The following is a 17817-nucleotide window of genomic DNA, read 5'->3' on the forward strand; positions in this document are numbered from 1 at the left end:
CGATCTTGCATAAATCCCCACCCTCCTGCGGCGTTCTGCCGACCGAACACCCTTACCCCGAACTGCTACGCTTATTTCTCCGAAGTAGGAGTCGCCAATGCAAAATCTCGACCTGCTCCCATCATTGCTTTCGAAGATCAACGAAAACCAGCGTGCCCTGGAAGCAGCCATCATGGAGCTGACCAATTGGGTAGATAGGCAAGGATCGAATCAGGTGGCCGCCAATGTGCGGGGAGCCTTGGCGACCTTGGACCTAAATGAAGAATTCATCAAAATGAGCCTGGCAGTAATGATGTCATCCGACTGAAAGGCCGCAGCTCGTCGCCCAGCCCTCGCCCGAATCATCGCCCCTCGATTACTGTATATCCAAACAGTATTCAGCAAGCGAACCCCAACCATGAACTTCGAACAGGCGAAAGCGCTAAGGCTCAAGCATTGGCGAGACACCCTCGATGACCACGATTTTCGGATGCAGTCTCCGGAGAGACATAGATCCACGCTACATGAGATATCAGCCCGACTGGTTGAAGAAGGCCTGATCGACCAGCTAGACCAGTTCGACATGGACGAGATGGCGAACGCTGCCTATTGGCTGGCCGTGGAGGAGTTGCAGGCATGTCCGATCCTCTACCGTCCGTCCTACGGCTATGACGTGGTGCCGAAAGGCGGCGGCCCTAGGTTTGGGAAAGTCTTTCATTCCATTTTGACGCTCGACAACAACCGGGGAAGCAAACTTCAACCCTATGACGGCAAGGTATGCCGGGATGGGACGGGCTTAATGCTGAAGTTCAGCTACGCCAATACCACTGGTCGCATCGATGGGCTGACCCTTACCCTGGATGACGGTCGGCAATTCGATCTGGTTGCGACAGAACGGATGGTCGAGGGCGTGGTGTACCCGGTCACACAGGACCCAGATGTGTACCGCTGGATGCTAGATGTGGTCCAGGTGGCTATGGAGAACAAGCACTTTTCAATTATGGAAAAGGTCAGGCCGTTTTTTGAGATGGCAAAGTTCCTTCCGTGCTCGGCATGCCAGGACCACTTTGGTAAGCGGGACGACTGTGCGGCTTGCGGTGGACTCGGCTTCACGCCGAAGCCTGAACCGCCCAGCTACACTCTAAAGCCGGAGGAATGAACATGTGCGGACGACTCTCCCAGTACACGGGCATTCACGACTTCGTGGCGGCACTGAGCATGCCGAACGCGGTGGTGAACGCAGTCGGTGACCAGCCGCTGGAACGGTATAACGGCGCACCGTCGCAACAGCTCGCTCTATTCCACCAGGAAGGCGACATCCTGCATGCCGACCTGGTCCGCTGGGGTTGGCGACCACACTGGGCCAAGGACCGCGCCGCACCAATCAATGCCCGGGTCGAGAAAGTCGCCCACGGCCCCTTCTACCGGGCGATCTGGCCGAACCGCGCTATCACGCCGATCAATAACTGGTTCGAGTGGGTCGATGAGGGTGGGCCGAAGAAACAGCCCTACCTGATCCGCAGGCGGGATCATGCCCCCATATTCTGCGCGGCCATCGGCCAGTACCCCACCGGTGACCATGAGCCAGATGAGCACGACGGCTTCGTGATCATCACCGCCGACAGCCAGGGCGGTATGGTCGACATCCATGATCGGCGACCGGTTGTGCTGGACGCAGACCTTGCCCGGGAATGGCTCGACCCGGCCACGCCCAAGGAGCGGGCTGAGCAAATTGTCTTGCAGCAGGGTGAGCCGGCCGAGGCCTTCGAGTGGTTCAAGGTGGACCGCGCCGTGGGCAACGTGCGCAACCAGGGCCCTGAACTGATCCGCCCTATCGCTGATTCACTTCCCTGACATACGCCTGGCAGGCTGCCAGGGCAATCAACCCCCGGTCGCCGGCGTCGGTGATGGCGATAATTCTTTGAGCATGCGCTGGGTCAAGTTGGGCTCGACGGGCTCCATGAACCATGCCGACGGCGCCGGCGGTGGCAGGCACTCCGTTGCAACTGGCTGGATCCTCGGCAAGGAGGACTGACAGCCGCAAATCAGCAGTGGCAAGGCGATCGCGCAGGCGAGTCTGGTTCGTTTGAGCATCGCTCAGTTCCTTGTGGTGGGTTTGGTCGTTGGCGGTCAGCCGCTGTTCCAGGGCTAGACGCTTGCCCTGCTCCGCCTGAACCTGGGCTGAGGCCGCGCTGCCGATTTTGTCCAGGTCGGATTGATGCAGGCCGGCCTGCTCCGCCAGTTTCATCCCGTAGCGCCAGTCCTGAACCTTCCATGTCGCGCTCATGGCCAGGATCATCGCCACCGCCACACCGGCGATCAGCAGCTTCAGCGTGGCGGGATTCATGGGACGTCCTTGAAGAAGATGTGGTTGCCCAGGCGGAAGGTCTCGGTTGCGTCCTTCGCCCAGGCCGGCGGCTTCGGCATGGTAGTGGCGTAGTAGTGGGTCGCGCCTTTGGTGATGTCGGGCTCCTGGCCGGAGATCACCAGGTCCGCCGCCCGCTGGGCCTGGGCGAACTGCTTCGGCGGGATCGGCTTGGCGCCGCTGAGGTGCGGATAGTTCGCGTCGTTCTTGTTCCAGCAACTGAACTGGTACGGCTTCAGGCAGACGCCGGCATAGCCTTCACCCCACCAGGACTTGGCCTTACCATCGTTCACGCGGTTGCGGATGACGCAGGCCACGGCCACCTGGCCAGCAAAACTCTCACCACGAGCCTCACCCCACAGCGTGCGCGCGAGGATGTCCCGATCTTTCTCGGTTGCAGTCATAACTGTTCTCCGGGCAAAAAAAATCCCGCTCGATGGCGGGTTACTGTGTTGGGTGAGCGCTAAATGGCTTCTGCCACAAGGCTCTCTGGCATTGGCGGTTGCTCAGCAGCTGGCATATTGAGTCGAACATCGATCCAGCTGTTGAGGGGAACGTCCATTGGCGCGCCTGGGCCCGGGATCATTTCCCCGTCGTCAGAGAGCGTCCAGCGCTGCTTGAACAGCTTTATTGTGACAGTACCGTCTGTGGCCTCTTCACTGACGCTCATCCCCAAGGTACGCCCCCCATCTGGCGAGCAAGGGTCCTGTGTACGCCACCCTTCCAACGCCAGGCCCAGGGCACCGGTGATGCGATATTCGCCGATGGATATACGCTGCACGTTCACACCCCGCGCCTCGTCGTTCGCCACGCCCCAATCCCCAGCGGCCTCGAAAGTCTGCTCCAACAAGTCGCCGCGCAGACTTCCCGAGACGCTGGCAACACGGACGATGGGCGAAGCAGCGGACAGCGCACCTCCCGATCCTCGAGTGGTATTCGCCGTATGGTAAATCTCATTCCAGGTGCTCCAGCCAGAAGCGCCGGTGATACGACGGAAACCTATTTTATCGGCGGCATAATCGATGGCGAGCTGCGTGCCATAGTTGCCATTGGCATCGTTGGCTAATGCCAAATTTAACAGCGAGCCGAAGTTACTAAAGGTCGGACGACCTACCGTGCTGCTGGTGTATCGATAGATGCCAGTCTGAGAGATCGGCGTGCCGTTAATGTCGGATGTCGCGGGAATCCCAGTGGTGAAACTGGCACCAAGACCAAACGCCCCCACTAACATTACGTTGCCTACGGCGGTACCGGTGTTTGCTGTTGCGGATGTCCCCAGGCCCAAGCCAGTTCGAGCCAATGCCTGCGTGTTACCGCCGGTGCCGCCCTTTTCCACTGGCACGACGTTTTCCACCGCCACAGCACCGAGACCAAGGCCGCCCCGTGCCGTCGCCTGAGTAGATCCTCCTGTGCCGCCCTGCGCTACGCTGAGCGCAGTGGTGAGCGCGGACAGTGAGGTGATATCGGAATTCGACCCGGACTTGGCTGCATTCAAGGTGGCTCTGGCGGCGTCATCGTCAGCGTCGTTAAGCATTCCCTGGATGAAGACTGAAAGATCATCGATCCCTGTTCCGCCCTTGCTCGTCGGCAAAATGTCGTAGTTCCCAGTCGTACCCAGCGCCGACAACTTAGCGCCGTAGGTATTCACGATCGCTCGCAATTGATCGGCAGAATCCTTGACATAGCCCTGCATCGGCGCCAATGCGTAGGCGCCAGCCGCTTCGGATGCACCTTGATACGGAGGATCTATAGCGAGCGCGGTGTCACTTGCCACGTTGATAATTTCGTACCAGCCGCCGTCGGGCCCTCGGAACGCATCACCGACCCGGCAATTAACGATAAACGCGGTGCCGGAACCGATCACGGAATTGGAATTTAGGGTGACGGAAACCGTCCCAGCTTTATACCAGGGCATAGAAAATCATCCTTTAAAGTTTTGCAAATACGGCGGGGAGAAAGAAGGAGAACGGATTGTTTGAACCTACAGTTAGCGCGTAAAGATTCCCGCCAGAAAAATCCCACCAGCAAGAAAGGGACCTGCTGAAAGGGTCATCATTAAGCATCGGCATGCTGAAAGTGTTTATCAGCATGTACTCACCAGCCGGAAAATTGAAGTTAACTCGATAATAATTCCGGGGCTGGCCTTGAGCCGTGGCATCTGTTTTTACGTAGGTCCAGTTCTGAAACGACCGGGTGAACCTGGCATAGGGAGTGCCGCTATCGAACAGCAACTTCGAGTTTCCATCCCACAACCTCATGCCGAAGCTGGCAAGCGCGGTGGCTGCGAAGCCGCAGGCGAAGTAAGCCCCGTTTGGCTGCAGCGTGTTCTCGTCATAAGCTCGAACATAGAAGCCGGTCCAGGCCCCAGGCGATCCAAGTACACGCATTAAACACAGGCCGGCAATCCCGCTGCTGCCAGCGGGGCGGATGAAAACAAGCGGTGGCTCTTGGCTTGTGATTGTTCGCGGAAACGAGGTGACCGACCCAAGCCCGGATTCCTGAGTGGGTTGGTAGGTTCCCTTGGCCAAAACTACGAGCCGCGTAAACTCAGAATCAACGGTCACTACGTTGCTGTCGTTTGTGAACTCCAATCCATATGCCATTAGGAAAACCTTATTACAATTAACCGCATTGTCGAACTGGTCGTGCTGCTGAACTGCTCCCTGCCTCGCATATAGCTATAGACCCGTACCGCGCCTGCTATAACTTCGGTCTCCAGTTGCATATCTACGCTCACGTTATAGCTACCAATTGGCACAACGAACGCGGCGCCATTCGTAGGCGTAAGCCCGGGCACAGAGATGGTCTGATAAGTCGCAGCGTTCGACCCTGTGACCACTCCGCTATATACAACCCGCATCGTGAATGACGACGGATCGAGAGTGACATTGCCATTCTCGTCCCGGATTTCCAGCCCAAAGCTCATGCGGATAGATCTCCAAGCTGGACCCGTTTCACACCGTTCTGGTCGTAGACCTTGATCGCACGGTTGGTCATGGTCAGGCGTCCGCCACCAGGTGCAGGACCGTTGAACTCGAGGTTGCCGGCCTTATCCAGTCGCCAGCCCTGCGTTCCAGCAACGTAGTTATCGGATTGCAGGTACTGGCCGATCTTCAGCATCGTGATGCTGCCGTCCTGGATGAATGCCGAGTTCATGAACACCTGGCCGCCCTGCACTGCAAACGGCACCGAAATGGCGCCGCCGGCTATGGTATTGACGATCGCGAACCGATCAGCGCTGACAAGGAACTGGCTTTGCAGTCCGGCGGCAGTGTTCTCGATACCCAGCCCGATACCAGCAGCCACGTACTTTCCGTCAGCCGTTAGCTGCATCTTCACGGACCACATCGTGCTCAGCTTGCCGCTAGTGTCCGCATAAGCCGTGGCCGTTTCCTGTATCGCCGCCGTGTTGTCGCCGACGGTGGCGGTGAGCTGATCAATCTTGGTCGCCGTGGCTGACTCGTTTGTGGCAACTACCTGCTCAAGCGTGGTCAGATTTGCTGAGTTCTCACCTATCCGCGCATCGAAAGTGGTCACCCGACGGGCCATGGCCTCATTTTCAGAAGCCCGAACACTGCTCTCCGAAGCAATCGCCGCCGTGCTGGTCCATCCCTTCAGCGCATCTGCGAGCTCACCCTCTCCGTTATCATCACGGTAGGAAGCCCTCAGAGCTTGGAAAGCCGTGGCCTGAGCTGTGACAACACCGTCAATTTCGGTGATGTCAGCGGTGTTAGTGGCCACCTGCTGCGCCAGACCGTTTGCCGTCTCGACCGACTGGCCGACATCAATCCAGTAGGCGGTGTTCGGTGGTGGCGTCTCGATCGGAACCTGGACTTTCGCCTGATAGATGCGGCCATCTCCGACAACCATTTCTCCTGGCTCATACACTTCAGCCGGCTTGTAGGCCGACAACCCATCAAGCGCATTGATCTGGTCCTGAAGGCCGGGAATCTTATTGATTTCATCCAGAATGTCCTGACCGAGCTCTGTCTCGCCGATTTGACCGGCGATCATGTCCAGGATCGGCCCCGCCTCCGAGCTCGACTGCCCCTGGACCCCAATCCCAACCGGATACCATGGTCCGATGTTGCCGATCCGATCCACCAGGCGCGCCCAGAAATAGAAGGTCACGCCAGCGGCCAGGCCCAGCAGGGAGAAATCGCTTTGTGGGTATGCCAGATCAGTGAGCTCGGTCGATGCCTCCTGATCCGTGGTTGGCCCGTACCAAATCTCCGTGCGCTGGGTGTCGCTCGATCCCTCGGGGAAACCCCATTTGAGATATATCCCGAACAGCAGCGGCGTTGCCGTCAAGAACGACACTGCCGGCGGCAGGCCATCCTTGCCCGCGAGTTCGGTCAGCACAGAGTTACGCCAGATCGACGAGATGTCGAACGCACTCACGGCACGGACCCGGGCAACGTAAGCACCCGCATAGATGCCCACCACGTCTACGTTGGTCGAGCCGGTGCGCTGCACCTTGATCCAGTTACCGCTGTCCTTACGCCATTCGATGTCATAGGCAACAGCCCCCTCCACCGCCGGCCAACTGATTGTCATAGTGGCCACCGCCAACCCCTGAACAACAGAGGAGACCGAGGCGACTGTAACGCTCGCAGGCGCCGGGACCACGGTGATAGGGATCACGCTGATTGGCCGGTCCTCAAGGCGTGCGCCGGTGTCGATGTGCGCAAACTTGCTCGGCTCGTACTGCAGGGCACTGATTTCAAAGTCGCCCTCGGTGGTGCGCTTGGTCCGCAGCACGCGGTAGAGCGGAATCGCCAGGTCGTCAGCGTCGAGCGCCCACTGAAGCTGCGCCCGCGGCGCTTCGCTGTAGGCGACGGTCACGGTCACGGCGCGGCCGGCGACACTCTGTACTGTGCGACCTTCGGCGCGGCCGCCGGGCAGGTTGATGATCAGTCGGTCGCCAACCTTCGCCAGGGTGTCACGGTCCAGCGTCACAACGCGACCGGCAACGGCTGAGATACGCCCGCCAATCTCCCGGCCAGCCAGCAGCGAATCGGCCACAGGGATGATGTGGCCCGGGAGCGGAAGTACGCCCTCCATACCTGTCTTGAAGGTGACGGTGCGGTCCAGGTTGTTGCTCAGGATCGCCCACTTGCCCCGGCGCTGGGCCTCGGATGCGCGGGTGCAACCGATGGCGCTCAGCTCGGTTGGCCGGTCCCCGTAGCGGCGCTGGAGGTCCAGATCCGAAAACGGAATGACGTCGGTGTCGTAGTTGTTCGCCGGGTTGTCGTAGCTGACCAGGGCCCGGGTGTAGCGGGTCTTAGCCGAGGCGCTGCCGTAGGAGAATTTCCCGTCGATGACGTTCGCCCGGGTGAAGACATAGTCGAAGTCCTGGGCGCGCGGCATGTCGGCCTGCATGATGAGCTGGCCCTGGGCCCAATAGGTCATCCCGCGGTAGATGCCGGAGATATCCCGCAGCAGCGTCCAGGCGTCGGCCTTGCCCTGCAGGTTCATGTCACAGAGGAAGCGCGGCTCGGTACCGCCCAGGCCATCGGGCACCAACTGGTCGCAGTACTGGGCGATCCGGTACAGCTCCCACTTGTCGACCATGAACGTCTTGATGCGCTTGCCCAGGCCGAAACGATCCTCGGTGCAGATGCCGTAGGTGATCCACGCAGGGTTGTTGGTCCAGGCCAGCTTCATGCTGCCGTCCCAGGTGCCGGTGTAGGTGCGGCTGATCGGGTCGTAGTTGCTCGGCACCTGCCATTTCCGGGCCTTGCACTTCACGGTGACGGCCGGAATGTTGGTGAACTGCTCGGCGTCGAACTCGATGTACAGCAGCGCGGTGTTCGGATACCGAAGCTTGGCGTCAATCACCTCAGTGAAGCCAGCGATCAGCATGGTGTCTGCGATCTTGTTGCTGTTCTGGTTGGCTGTCAGACGGCGCACGCGGATCTGCCAGCCGGTGGTGGCCTCGGGCAGGTCAACACGCTTGGAGCGCTCATATCGGGTGGTGGTCTTGCCGTCCACAGCATCGGTCAGAACTTGCTGATAGGCTCCGCCGTCGGTAGCCACGTCGATGGCGTACTCGATCCGGTAGCCGCCAATGTTGCCTTGGTCGTCCTGGCGCTGGAGCGCGGGCCAGGCGAACCGCAGGCGCACGGCAGACAGTTGGATGTTCGTGACAGAGCGAACCCAGGCCGCATCGCTGCGAAGCTCGATGTTCAGCGAGGTCTCGTTCTCTACCGACGGAATCCCCGGGATGTAAGTCTGATCGACCGATCCGGAGCGCCAATCCCACTTCACGTTCGGGAAGTTGACGTTGCCGCTGGCATCGTTGATGGGGGTGTTGTCGAGAAAGATGTTCGCTGCAGTGGGAGCCTCCTCAAACTCGCCCTCGCCCACGGCGATCAGCAGCTTGGCAATGTTCGTGGAGCGCAGGTTGTCGCTGGCCTCGGTCGGGGACTTGGGCTTTTTGTCTCCGCCTTTCGCGCCGTGAATATCGATCTTGCGTGCTGCGCCCATGCTTTCCTCCAGGCGAAAAAAACCACCTCATGGGTGGTCTGTGTATCTGTACAGCGTGGATGAAATGTCAGTAACCCCACGGCTCTCAGCGGTAGTAGCGTTGCGCTTTCAAAAACAAGGAGCGGTCATGTCAATCAGAAGCCTCGCTGGAAACCTTCCGAAAGACCCAGATAACGCTGGTTCCGTACTCGGCTGGGGTGTCGTGCAAGGCTCTCCGTGGCGGTTCGTCGATATCTACGCCTCGAAGGATGCGGCTGAAGCCGAGGCCAAATCACGCGGGCCTAGATATCGAGTCGAATACGGCTCTCACCGGCTGGGCTCTGACGATTTTATGGGTGGCTTGGAAGAGCCTTTGCTGGGTCATTCAAGCTGAAACCCATGCGGCAGTTGCCGGATATCAGGGCAGCGGTAAGCCCGGGCTTGCCGCGATACTTCCTCGTGTAGCCGCCTGGCGATATGCATTTGCCAAAGAAGCGCTCGCGGTGGATCTCATGCCCGTCATCCAGAACCGAAACCACCGCTTCGTCGCTGCAAATCAATCCGCCTTCAAGCCGGTGCAGGCCGTGGATCGTGATGCTGTAGGTGACTTTGCTCATGCCTTGTCCTCCGCGTAGATGCTCGCGCTGATGATCATCCCGCCCCACCGGCGCTCGCCAATGCAGATCGGCACGGGGTTACCGCTTGCCGTGGTGTTCTTGGCGCTGCCAAAGGCGTAGGACGGAGCATTCTCGGGGCCGGCGCTTTGCTTGAGTCCAGAGGCCTGGGGGCTGAGCATCTGGATGACGCCGCCGGCAACGAGAGCAATACCGACTGGCGCCAGCGCCTGGAAGCCAGGGATAAACGACGCGGCAATTAATACGGCGCCGATGATGGTCTGGAGAAGTCCGGCGCGCTTGCTGCCAGAAATAACAGGGACAATCCTGATTTCCTCGGTACCGCCCAGCGCGAACTCCTTCTCAGCCACGTTCTTCCGATTGCGGAAAATGGCAAACCGCATTCCTCTCCGCTCAAGATCCTTGATGGCCGTCTCGAAGCCTTCGATTGTGCATTTCAGCGCCTTGAAGGCCTCGCCTACCGATTTACTACCAAGCTCGCGCCGGTGGACCCTGCCAAACAATTTGATCAGCGGACCTGACAACAGGATGGTGGTCATTGTTTGATGGCTGGAAGTGATTGCTGACATGGTTTTCTCCGGGCATGAAAAAGCCGCCCGGAGGCGGCCTTGTGTACTTCGTTTCGATTTACAGACAGCTTTTCACCGCCTGCTCCATATCGCTACGCCCATAACCTGGCGCCCAGGCCATGCGCTGGTACAGCTTTACAGCGCTGCCCTTGGACGTCTTGCGGATGCTCAGCAATTCGTCGGTCATGTTGTTGGTCGCAGCAATCAGCCGATAGCCATACTCCGTCTCGGACATGGTCACGTCGCTGCGCGCGTCCTGCCATCTCGGGAGAACGCAAAGCGCGTACCGCTTCGGGTCCTTCCCTGTACTGGCCGAAATGCTGGGATCCTTCGACTCCAGTTCGCCAGGGGAAACACACCCCGCCAGCAAAGCAATAGCTACCGCGCCTACGAACAATCTCATGAGGTCACTCCTGTGGAAGATGGCTACAAGATATCACTGTTTGCCGCTGTACGAATCCGCAGTAACGCCTCGCCTCGCTCCGATAGTAGCCTCTTGCCCTCATGCAACGGATTTCCCAGTCCTTCGCCTGCAAGCCCAAGGACTGGGATTGCGCCAATCTCGGCGCGTTTATGACCTGGAGGTCACCGATGAGCAAGATCCCACTATCGTCGTTTGAGGCTGGCGTTATGTCCGCTCTTGGAGCGATATCCCTCTACCTGCGGTCTCGTCCTGATTACGACCAAGCCGAACTTACCAAGTATGTCGACTTTTTCAAAAATACCCGCCAACCAGACGCGGAGTCTTCGGCATTCAATCTGCCGCTTGACGCGGTTGGCGGCGACCTGAGCAATGTGCAGGAAGCGATAAAAGCAGGCGCTGGCTCTAAGCCGATGTAATTTCCGGCAGCGCATTGTCGCGAATCGCAACCCCGACAATGCGCACTTTACCGTCCTCCGTCACTTCAAATGGCTGACTCATAACTATCTCCCGCGGCCATGCCGCTTTATGTGGTTGGTGGTGCATCTTTGTGCCTGAGAATCAGGCGTGTTCGGTCGAGCCAGGGCCCGCCGAAGACGATGATCTCGCTCGGGCGCCCGTACAAATGGTGAAGCAAGAACGGCCCGGGACCGAAGGTCTCGGACTCTTCGCCGGACAGCGCCGGATCCGCGCCGAGGAATATCCCTGCATGGTTCGGGTGAACCGTCCGGCCCACCTCCATCACGATCATGTCGCCGCGCTGTGGCTGGTCGACCCGGCAAAAGCCTGCGGCCTCGTAGTTCGCCTCGTATAGGCTGGCGTTGTCCCTATTCTCCCACCAGCCGTCGGAACGCTTGAAGGCTTCGAACTCAAGCCCCCACTCGCGCTTGTACCAGTCGGCGCAGACCTGCCAGCAGTCCCAGGCGCCGTGGACAAACGGGCGCTTGAGCAAAGGTGTATCACCGGTGGGCACCACTGTCCGCAAGTCACCCTCCGGCCAGCTCAGGATGTGCCAGGGCAAGGCCGTGGCCTCGCACATCGCGAGGTCCCGTGGCGATGGCCGGCTGGTGGCGTCCGGATGGGAGTGAACGATGCCGATGATCTCGCCCAGGTCTTCCGCCGCGGCATAATCCTCTGGAGCGATGCAAAACTCCTCGTTGGGCTCGGTCGCGGTGTTCTTGCATGGGAAGTACTGCTGTTTTCGGCCCAGGGCCAGCAGAAGCCCGCAGCACTCTTTCGGATATTCGGCTGCCGCGTGCGCCTGGATCGCGCTCAAAATGTGTTTGCGCATGGTCAGCTCCGGGCGATCAGGGAAACGGCAGGGAACCCACCAAATGGCAAGGCATTGCCCTCGCCAAAGCGCGGAATGCATCCACGGCCCAGCGTGGCATCGCATTCGTCGAGCTCTGGGTTATCGGTGACCACTCCATCCTTCGTCACATAGGGGCCGGTGTAGCCGCAGTTCGGCCCACGGTAGCCGCCGGTCAGGCACCAATGGCACAGCGTCGTAGCCTGGCGCCCGATGGACTCCCCGCCCACGTCGCCCGGGCTGGCAAGCTCCCAGGTGACCGTCTCCCCGTCCTCGTTCGTTTTCTGGTCGATGTACCAGACCTCGATCGTCTCCTGGGTTGGGTCCGCCTGCGGATTGCCGCCGGGGAAGTTCTCGGCGTCCAGGTATTTGCCCAGCGTGTGGCGCATGGTCAGCTTGAAATCCGCCAAGTCCTGGAATGCCAGGCAAAGCGCGGTGATCCGGCCGTTGACATTGCCCACCGATAGCGAGGGTCGAACCGCAGTGCCGTCGCCGTTCGCCTCTATGCCGTCGATTTGCATCGGCCAGGCGCTGTACTCGTTGCCCTGCCAGTAGATCGGCTTGGCCGGTAGCTCATCGGCTGCGGCGCCGGCGGCGATCAGCTCGGCCTCGGTGTGCGGGATCGCGTGCCCATGGAAGCGCAGCACGTCAGCACCGTAGTCGGAGCCGTCCAATTCGAAGAGCAGCACTTCGCTGCCAGGTTCGAGAACCTGGATATCACTGATCAGCGGCATGGTTGCCCCTTATGGTTGGAAGGCCCGGTTGAATGTGGCCGTGAGCTTGAAGACTCCGCCCCCAACAGGGGTGGGAGTGGGATTCACGCAGGAAAATAGGCCAAGCTGACCCAGTGGCGTTGTCCAGAGGAAAGCCTTGGCGCCGGCATGGCGGTCGAGAAAGTCCATGATCTCCTGCACCCTGGCGCGTGACCCGGTGTAGGTGATCGGATAGGAGTCTTCCTTGTTATTCGGCCCATCGCCGGCGATCTGCTTGTAGCCGTCGCCGAACTGCGCAGTACGCACCCGATAAGTGATCTCGGGTGCGTCTCCGTGCTGGGTGGGCCAGGTGAACATTTCGATAGCCATCAGCCCCTCCCGTTGATAACGCGCCAGATGGCGCCGCCTGGCTGCAGGCCCCTGGAGATAGCCGTTTCGGCTTCAACCTTGGCTGCCTGCTGGATACCCTTGCCCAGTTGCGTGGTGTCTTCCGTGGTGGTCGCGCCGCCGTCACCGGTGGTCTGCACGGAAACAGCCACTGGGAAGTTGTAAACGTTCCCACCGCCACTGCCGCCACCACTGATTGCTCGGACACCCAACTGGCCGCCGGCCGTTCGGGTTAGCGGCATGATCGCCTCCTCGCCGGCCTCACCCATCACGCCAATACCACCGCCGGCCATGCCGAACGCTGTCGGCTTGCTGACGATGGAGTTCGTGAAGGCAGCGCCATTGGCAAACATCTGCACGCCGCCCGACCATGCCCCGCCCTTGGCCTGAATGCTGCCAGGGGTGAAGCCTGATAGGTCGCCGGAATACCCGGCCTGGGTTGAGCCAGCAGATGACGCGCCACCGCCGAAGTAGGACCCGGCAGCCGAGGCAGCCAGACCGAACAGAGCACTGAGCCCTTCGGATGCCGCGGTCCTTGTCGCAATTCGCGCCATGTCAGCCAGAACCGACTTGGTGAAATCCCCGAAAGAACCCTTGCCCGTAATGGCGAAGTTGACGATCGAATCCTCCATGGAGCTGAAGGCGTTGGTGAACAGGTCCCGCGTCTGTCCGGCGACGTTGCGCGCGCTTTCCAAGTAGTTGCTGAAGGCCGAAGTTGCACCCTTGCGCCAGTCGCCTTGAGCCTCAGACATCTGCTCGTAGTTGCTGAGCACTGTTTCGCTCAGGTCCTTCTCGCTTTTATTGATGGCGTCCAGCTTGGCCTGGTATTCCTCGGCGCTCATGTTGCGCGACTTGTCCGCCTTGTCGCGCGCCAGGTCCAGGCGCTGCTGGTTGGCACGATCGGCAATGCCGTTGAGTTCGCCGTTGATGGCGTTCTCCCGGTCACCACGGCCCACACCGTCCGCTGCACGGCTGCCAGCACGGCGCAGGGCGACGTTCTGCTGGTCCAGGGCATCGGTGTAGCTCTTGATGGCCTGGGCCTGCTTGGCGAGCCTGCCCTGCTCGTTGGTGGCGATTACTTCGAGTTCGCTATCGGCCTGCTTCTGCGCCTTGACCATGTTGGCCCGGGCGTCGGCGATCTTCTGGTCCAGCTGGATGCGCTGGGCCGCAGATGTGCTGGCCTTGCCCTTTGTCGACTCGAGCGCAGCGATTTCGGCCTGGTAGGCCGCCGTGACCTCATCCCGCTCATTGCCGATCAAGGCTTGGCGCTTGAGCAGGTAGTCTTCCTGGGTGACCAGGCCGGCCTTTTGAGCCGCCTCCAGTTGCTTCTGGGCGTTCTTGTACTCACCGAGGATCAGCGAAAGCTGGTTCTTCGAGTCGTTGAACTCGGTCAGGTTGACAGCGGTAGTCGCCGCTTTGGGATCCTTGTTCTTGTCCCGGATGTTCTGAATCGTCTTCGTGACGACTGCTTCCTGGACCAGCGGGTCATTCGGATTGGCCTTGCGCAGCGCCTCGACGTCCCGCTTGTACTCCTTGATCAGCTTGTTTCGCTTCTCCTCGTTGGTGAGGTTGGAATCGCTGATAGCTTTCAGGCGGATACTGGCGTCGATGCCGTCTCGGTCAATCTTCGCCCGGTCACCCTGAGCCTTGCTGTTCGCGTCGATCTGCGCCTTTTCACGCTTCAGTGCCGCGATTTGGCTTTCGATGAACTTGGTGGATTGGCTTCCGCCACCCAAGTCATCCGGGAAAAGCTGGGCAAGAACTCCTGTTCTCCGTCCGGCGACGATCTTTTCCAGGTTCTTGATCTGGCTGTCGATCGATTGGGCCCGGCCAACATCCAAGGTTGCGTCAATTGCCTCGGATGCGGCGGATTTGATCTTGCGCCAGGCTCCCTCGATCAATCCAAGGTTGGCAGTGACCTCGCCAGTCCGGGACCGGATCGTCTCGGCGTAGGTATCGGTCAGGAGATTGGCCGCGCCAATGGTGTCGCCCTGCTCCTTCAGGGCCACGATCTGCGAATAGACCGAGGCGGTGAGGAAGTTGTACTGGTCGTTGAGCTCTTTGGCAGCAGCCACCGGGTCTTTCGCGATCTTCGCGAACTCAGCAACAGTGTCGTCGATAGCGCGCCCAGTCGCCTTCTCCCACTCCAGCGTAGCCTCGGTGATTTCCTCGAAGCTGCTGCTCGCGATCCTTCCGTTTCCGGCCAACTTCGCCAGAACCTCAGCCGCCGCACCAGTTGTGCCAACGGTTGCAGATACCTGGTCGGCCATCGAGCGCAATTGATTTGTGCTGGTGCCTGCCGAGTTGCCAGTGAAGATGATCGCCTTGTTGTATTCGTCAGCCTCCTGGCTGCCCTTGTAGTAGGCCAGGCCGAGCGCTGCTGCAGCGGCTGCGGCGACGGTGAACGGATTCACCAAGCCCAGGATGTAGCCGCCCATGGCGCGCGCCGCCGGCCCGATACCGCCGAACATATCCTTCAACTGCCCGCCCTGCTGGAGCAGCACAGTCAGTGGAGCCTGTCCGCCTTGCAGCGAAACAGCGATGTCCGTGAACTGAGCGGGCACGCCGCGCAACGCGTTTGCTGTTTGCTTAGCGGTGTTGCCCGTGCGGGTCAGCGAATCATCGAATCGGCCCAGGTTCGTCCGGGACTGATCGATTTTCGCCTGATACTCGCTGAAGGTCGACGCATCCAGCGCGCCGAGCTTCTTCTGCTTCGCCAGCTTGCTTTCGAGTTCGTCCAGTCGCCCCAGGGCTTTGACAGTCGGATCGATCTCGCCCAGCAGGTCAGAAAGCTCTTCCTTCTGCTTCTTGATCGACACCGAAGCCTTGTCGGCGCCCTTGGCAACCCTTTCGGCAGCCTTCTCCGCCCGGCCACCCGCCGCGGTGAGTTTGTCGAGGTCGGAGCTCGCCTGCGCAGCATCGGTCGAGTCGACCTTGATGCCGAGTTCAGCAATAGAAGTCATGCGGGCTCCGTTATTTCGATTCGCTCATCACGAGCAAGGCTTCTGCTTCCATGACGCGGACGTCGTGAAAGGCTTCTGAGAGTTCTCGCCGCTTGATGCCCAGCATGCTGGCGACCGGCGGGAGCGCGTTGTAGTCCAGGCCCGAGGCCCCGCCCATGCCGGTGCGCCACTGCGTCGACATTGCTTCGAAGAGACGGAAGGCGGGCCAGTTATCTGGCCATACCTCGTACTCTTCATCCGGGATATCGGCTAGCGTCATGCCGAAGGCCGCCAGGTCCGCCTCGGACGGCCCCGGCTCGTACATGACGCGGGCGGCGGCTATCAGTTTCCCAGGCGGGCCGGGTTGTAGGCGCTCTGGTAGGCATCCAGAACGGCTTGAGGCGCGCCAATGCAAGTGGTGACCAGCGCCGTCAGGGATTCATCCGAAAGCTTCTCGTCGAAGGCCCAGCCCGCAACGATATCGCGGAGTTGGGCGACCTGGATGCCGATCTCCGATGCCGTGGCCTCCTGCCAGCTCAAGCCATCCTCCTTGACCTTGTTGGCGTGCTCGTCGCGTGCGCTGTTCCATTTGTCAAAGAGCGCGGAAAGAGCCAGCCGGTCCAGGTACTTGAATTCGAACTCCACGTCTTCGGGCTTACCGCCCACGCGGGGAATGGCAACCTTCGTCTTGAAGGTAGGGTTCTGGGAAATCTTGATCTTCGCCATGGGTTACACCACCGCCGAGTAGCGGGTTGGGCGACCGGCCAGCGACAGGCTGATGACGCGGGTCATCAGGTTGTTACGGGACAGGGCCGGGGTCGACGTGATGGTCACGTAGGCGTTGTAGAGGATGCTGTCGCCGTTCGGCAGGTTCAGTCGCAGAACGCGGGTAGCCTTGTCCTCGTCGGCAGTTTCAACCACTGCCACGTACGCCAGCGCCGGGTCATCCGCCACCGTCACCGACATGCTGATCGGGTTCTTGGTGGTCGGAATCTGGCGGTCATCGTCGTCAGCCAGGAAGCCGAAGGTCAGGAACTGCTGGTCGCCGCCGCTGGTGGCCACGTCGGTGATTTGCGAAATCTCGACAAAACCGGTCACTTCGCGAACCGAGCCGATGCCGGAACCCGCCGGGTATGGCTGCAGGTTGGTGGTGTTAATGTTTTCCAGTGCGAAGGTGCCACTCAGGCTGTCCGAGACGCGGGCGGCGCGATCATTGAGACGAGTCCAGCCCGAGGTCACGGCAAGGATGTCGCCGTCGGCCAGTCCGTGCGCCGCAGCAGTCGCCACGGCCGGGTTGGCGTTGCTCAGCGCCGTCACCGGGATGGCAGTGCCATAAGCCGCAGCGATTTCAAGGGTTGCGCCGTTGGGGAGTCGAAAGCCCATGGTTGTGTTTCCTCTGTGCAGAAATGACAAAACCCGCTCAATGGCGGGTTCAGGGGTTGCCCAACGGGCGAATTAGGTTGTGGTGTCGGCTCGGTACTGGAACGACACAGGCAATACGAATGATGTGTCCTCGGTCAGTTCTGGCCCTGGCTCAACCGGCGTCATGATCAAGGCCGTGAGACCATTGCGAACCAGCCGGTCGTTGAGCGGGTACAGCGCTGCAAGCTCATCAGCGATCGTTTCGGCGCCGGATGGGCCATTGCCTGTTGGCGTCACGATGGTGACTTGAAACACGCCAGTGAAGAGGCGGTGCGCGCCCGCCAGGTCGTTGCTGTCGGTGCCAGCCGGTATGAGGAATGCTCGCAGGTACGTCTCATCATTGTTCGGGGTGAACGCCACGTTCTGGTAGGCGATGCGCAATGCTGGCGTTCGAGCGTCAGCCCAAGCCTTGAGGCGCGCCTCCAGCAGGGATCGAATGATTCGGTGGCTCATGGCCCAGCCCTCGAAACGAGAGTCGGCGATGACTCCTGCAAGTATTTCTCCGCGCCGCATGCTTGGCACTTGTTCAAATACCAGGGAGGCAAGCTCAGCGACACAGGGGATCCTTCAACATACTTCAGGCGCCCGCCACAATCGCAAAGCGCGT

General features: G+C 60.2%; 20 protein-coding genes. 4 read left to right on the forward strand and 16 right to left on the reverse strand.

Translation table 11 applies throughout. The features are described 5' to 3' along the window. Positions 1–97: 97 nt before the first annotated feature. The 3 genes from CRX69_RS18655 (at position 98) to CRX69_RS18665 (ending at position 1833) form a co-directional block, all read left to right on the forward strand. Positions 98–307, forward strand: a complete 210-nt coding sequence (locus CRX69_RS18655; RefSeq protein ID WP_107322536.1) for a hypothetical protein — start codon at positions 98–100, stop codon at positions 305–307. 90 nt (positions 308–397) lie between these two features. Next, the gene (locus CRX69_RS18660; protein ID WP_107322537.1) at positions 398–1138 is read left to right on the forward strand and encodes a hypothetical protein; all 741 of its coding nucleotides are present in this window, start codon (positions 398–400) and stop codon (positions 1136–1138) included. A 2-nt stretch (positions 1139–1140) separates the two neighbouring features. Further along, the gene (locus tag CRX69_RS18665) at positions 1141–1833 is read left to right on the forward strand and encodes an SOS response-associated peptidase (RefSeq protein WP_107322538.1); all 693 of its coding nucleotides are present in this window, start codon (positions 1141–1143) and stop codon (positions 1831–1833) included. Here the strand turns inward: CRX69_RS18665 and CRX69_RS18670 are convergent. From CRX69_RS18670 to CRX69_RS18720, 8 genes are all read right to left on the reverse strand, one after another. Then, positions 1811–2326, reverse strand: a complete 516-nt coding sequence (locus CRX69_RS18670) for a lysis system spanin subunit (protein ID WP_107322539.1) — start codon at positions 2324–2326, stop codon at positions 1811–1813. The genes CRX69_RS18665 and CRX69_RS18670 overlap by 23 nt on opposite strands. Continuing rightward, entirely contained in the window at positions 2323–2748 is a 426-nt protein-coding gene (locus CRX69_RS18675; protein WP_107322540.1) for a cell wall hydrolase, read from the reverse strand. Before CRX69_RS18675 ends, CRX69_RS18670 begins: the two co-directional genes overlap by 4 nt. A gap of 59 nt (positions 2749–2807) precedes the next feature. Next, entirely contained in the window at positions 2808–4259 is a 1452-nt protein-coding gene (locus CRX69_RS27930; protein ID WP_240539547.1) for a pyocin knob domain-containing protein, read from the reverse strand. A gap of 13 nt (positions 4260–4272) precedes the next feature. After that, complete coding sequence (locus CRX69_RS18690; RefSeq protein ID WP_107322541.1) at positions 4273–4947, reverse strand: hypothetical protein; 675 nt, start codon at positions 4945–4947, stop codon at positions 4273–4275. Between the two features lie 319 nt (positions 4948–5266). Beyond that, positions 5267–8833, reverse strand: a complete 3567-nt coding sequence (locus tag CRX69_RS18700) for a TipJ family phage tail tip protein (protein ID WP_107322543.1) — start codon at positions 8831–8833, stop codon at positions 5267–5269. A gap of 329 nt (positions 8834–9162) precedes the next feature. Further along, positions 9163–9429 carry a hypothetical protein gene (locus tag CRX69_RS18710; RefSeq protein WP_107322545.1) on the reverse strand — a complete coding sequence of 89 codons (267 nt, stop codon included), beginning with the start codon at positions 9427–9429 and terminating at the stop codon, positions 9163–9165. Beyond that, entirely contained in the window at positions 9426–10016 is a 591-nt protein-coding gene (locus tag CRX69_RS18715) for a tail assembly protein (protein WP_107322546.1), read from the reverse strand. Before CRX69_RS18715 ends, CRX69_RS18710 begins: the two co-directional genes overlap by 4 nt. Positions 10017–10074: 58 nt before the next feature. Further along, the gene (locus CRX69_RS18720) at positions 10075–10419 is read right to left on the reverse strand and encodes a hypothetical protein (protein WP_107322547.1); all 345 of its coding nucleotides are present in this window, start codon (positions 10417–10419) and stop codon (positions 10075–10077) included. A gap of 188 nt (positions 10420–10607) precedes the next feature. Here CRX69_RS18720 and CRX69_RS18725 point away from each other — a divergent pair, with 188 nt between their 5' ends. Beyond that, the gene (locus CRX69_RS18725) at positions 10608–10856 is read left to right on the forward strand and encodes a hypothetical protein (protein WP_107322548.1); all 249 of its coding nucleotides are present in this window, start codon (positions 10608–10610) and stop codon (positions 10854–10856) included. A 107-nt stretch (positions 10857–10963) separates the two neighbouring features. On the opposite strand, the gene CRX69_RS18730 is transcribed toward CRX69_RS18725, so the two are convergent. From CRX69_RS18730 to CRX69_RS18765, 8 genes are all read right to left on the reverse strand, one after another. After that, positions 10964–11728, reverse strand: coding sequence for a C40 family peptidase (locus CRX69_RS18730; RefSeq protein ID WP_107322549.1), 765 nt, complete (start codon positions 11726–11728; stop codon positions 10964–10966). Positions 11729–11730: 2 nt separating this feature from the next. After that, entirely contained in the window at positions 11731–12480 is a 750-nt protein-coding gene (locus CRX69_RS18735) for a phage minor tail protein L (protein ID WP_107322550.1), read from the reverse strand. Positions 12481–12489: 9 nt separating this feature from the next. Next, a complete protein-coding gene (locus tag CRX69_RS18740) occupies positions 12490–12828 on the reverse strand; it encodes a phage tail protein (RefSeq protein WP_107322551.1) in 339 nt (112 codons plus the stop codon). Then, on the reverse strand, positions 12828–15809 hold the full coding sequence (locus tag CRX69_RS18745; RefSeq protein WP_107322552.1) for a phage tail tape measure protein: 2982 nt from the start codon (positions 15807–15809) through the stop codon (positions 12828–12830). Before CRX69_RS18745 ends, CRX69_RS18740 begins: the two co-directional genes overlap by 1 nt. A gap of 10 nt (positions 15810–15819) precedes the next feature. Further along, positions 15820–16068 (reverse strand): DUF1799 domain-containing protein, encoded by a 249-nt coding sequence (locus CRX69_RS18750; protein WP_107323278.1) that lies wholly within the window; start codon positions 16066–16068, stop codon positions 15820–15822. 62 nt (positions 16069–16130) lie between these two features. Further along, positions 16131–16514, reverse strand: coding sequence for a phage tail assembly chaperone (locus CRX69_RS18755; RefSeq protein ID WP_107322553.1), 384 nt, complete (start codon positions 16512–16514; stop codon positions 16131–16133). A 3-nt stretch (positions 16515–16517) separates the two neighbouring features. After that, positions 16518–17171, reverse strand: a complete 654-nt coding sequence (locus CRX69_RS18760) for a phage tail protein (RefSeq protein WP_107322554.1) — start codon at positions 17169–17171, stop codon at positions 16518–16520. Positions 17172–17243: 72 nt separating this feature from the next. Further along, a complete protein-coding gene (locus tag CRX69_RS18765) occupies positions 17244–17663 on the reverse strand; it encodes a phage tail terminator-like protein (protein ID WP_107322555.1) in 420 nt (139 codons plus the stop codon). Positions 17664–17817 lie beyond the last annotated feature (154 nt).

The organism is Pseudomonas rhizophila, assembly GCF_003033885.1.
Classification (GTDB): Bacteria; Pseudomonadota; Gammaproteobacteria; order Pseudomonadales; family Pseudomonadaceae; genus Aquipseudomonas; species Aquipseudomonas rhizophila.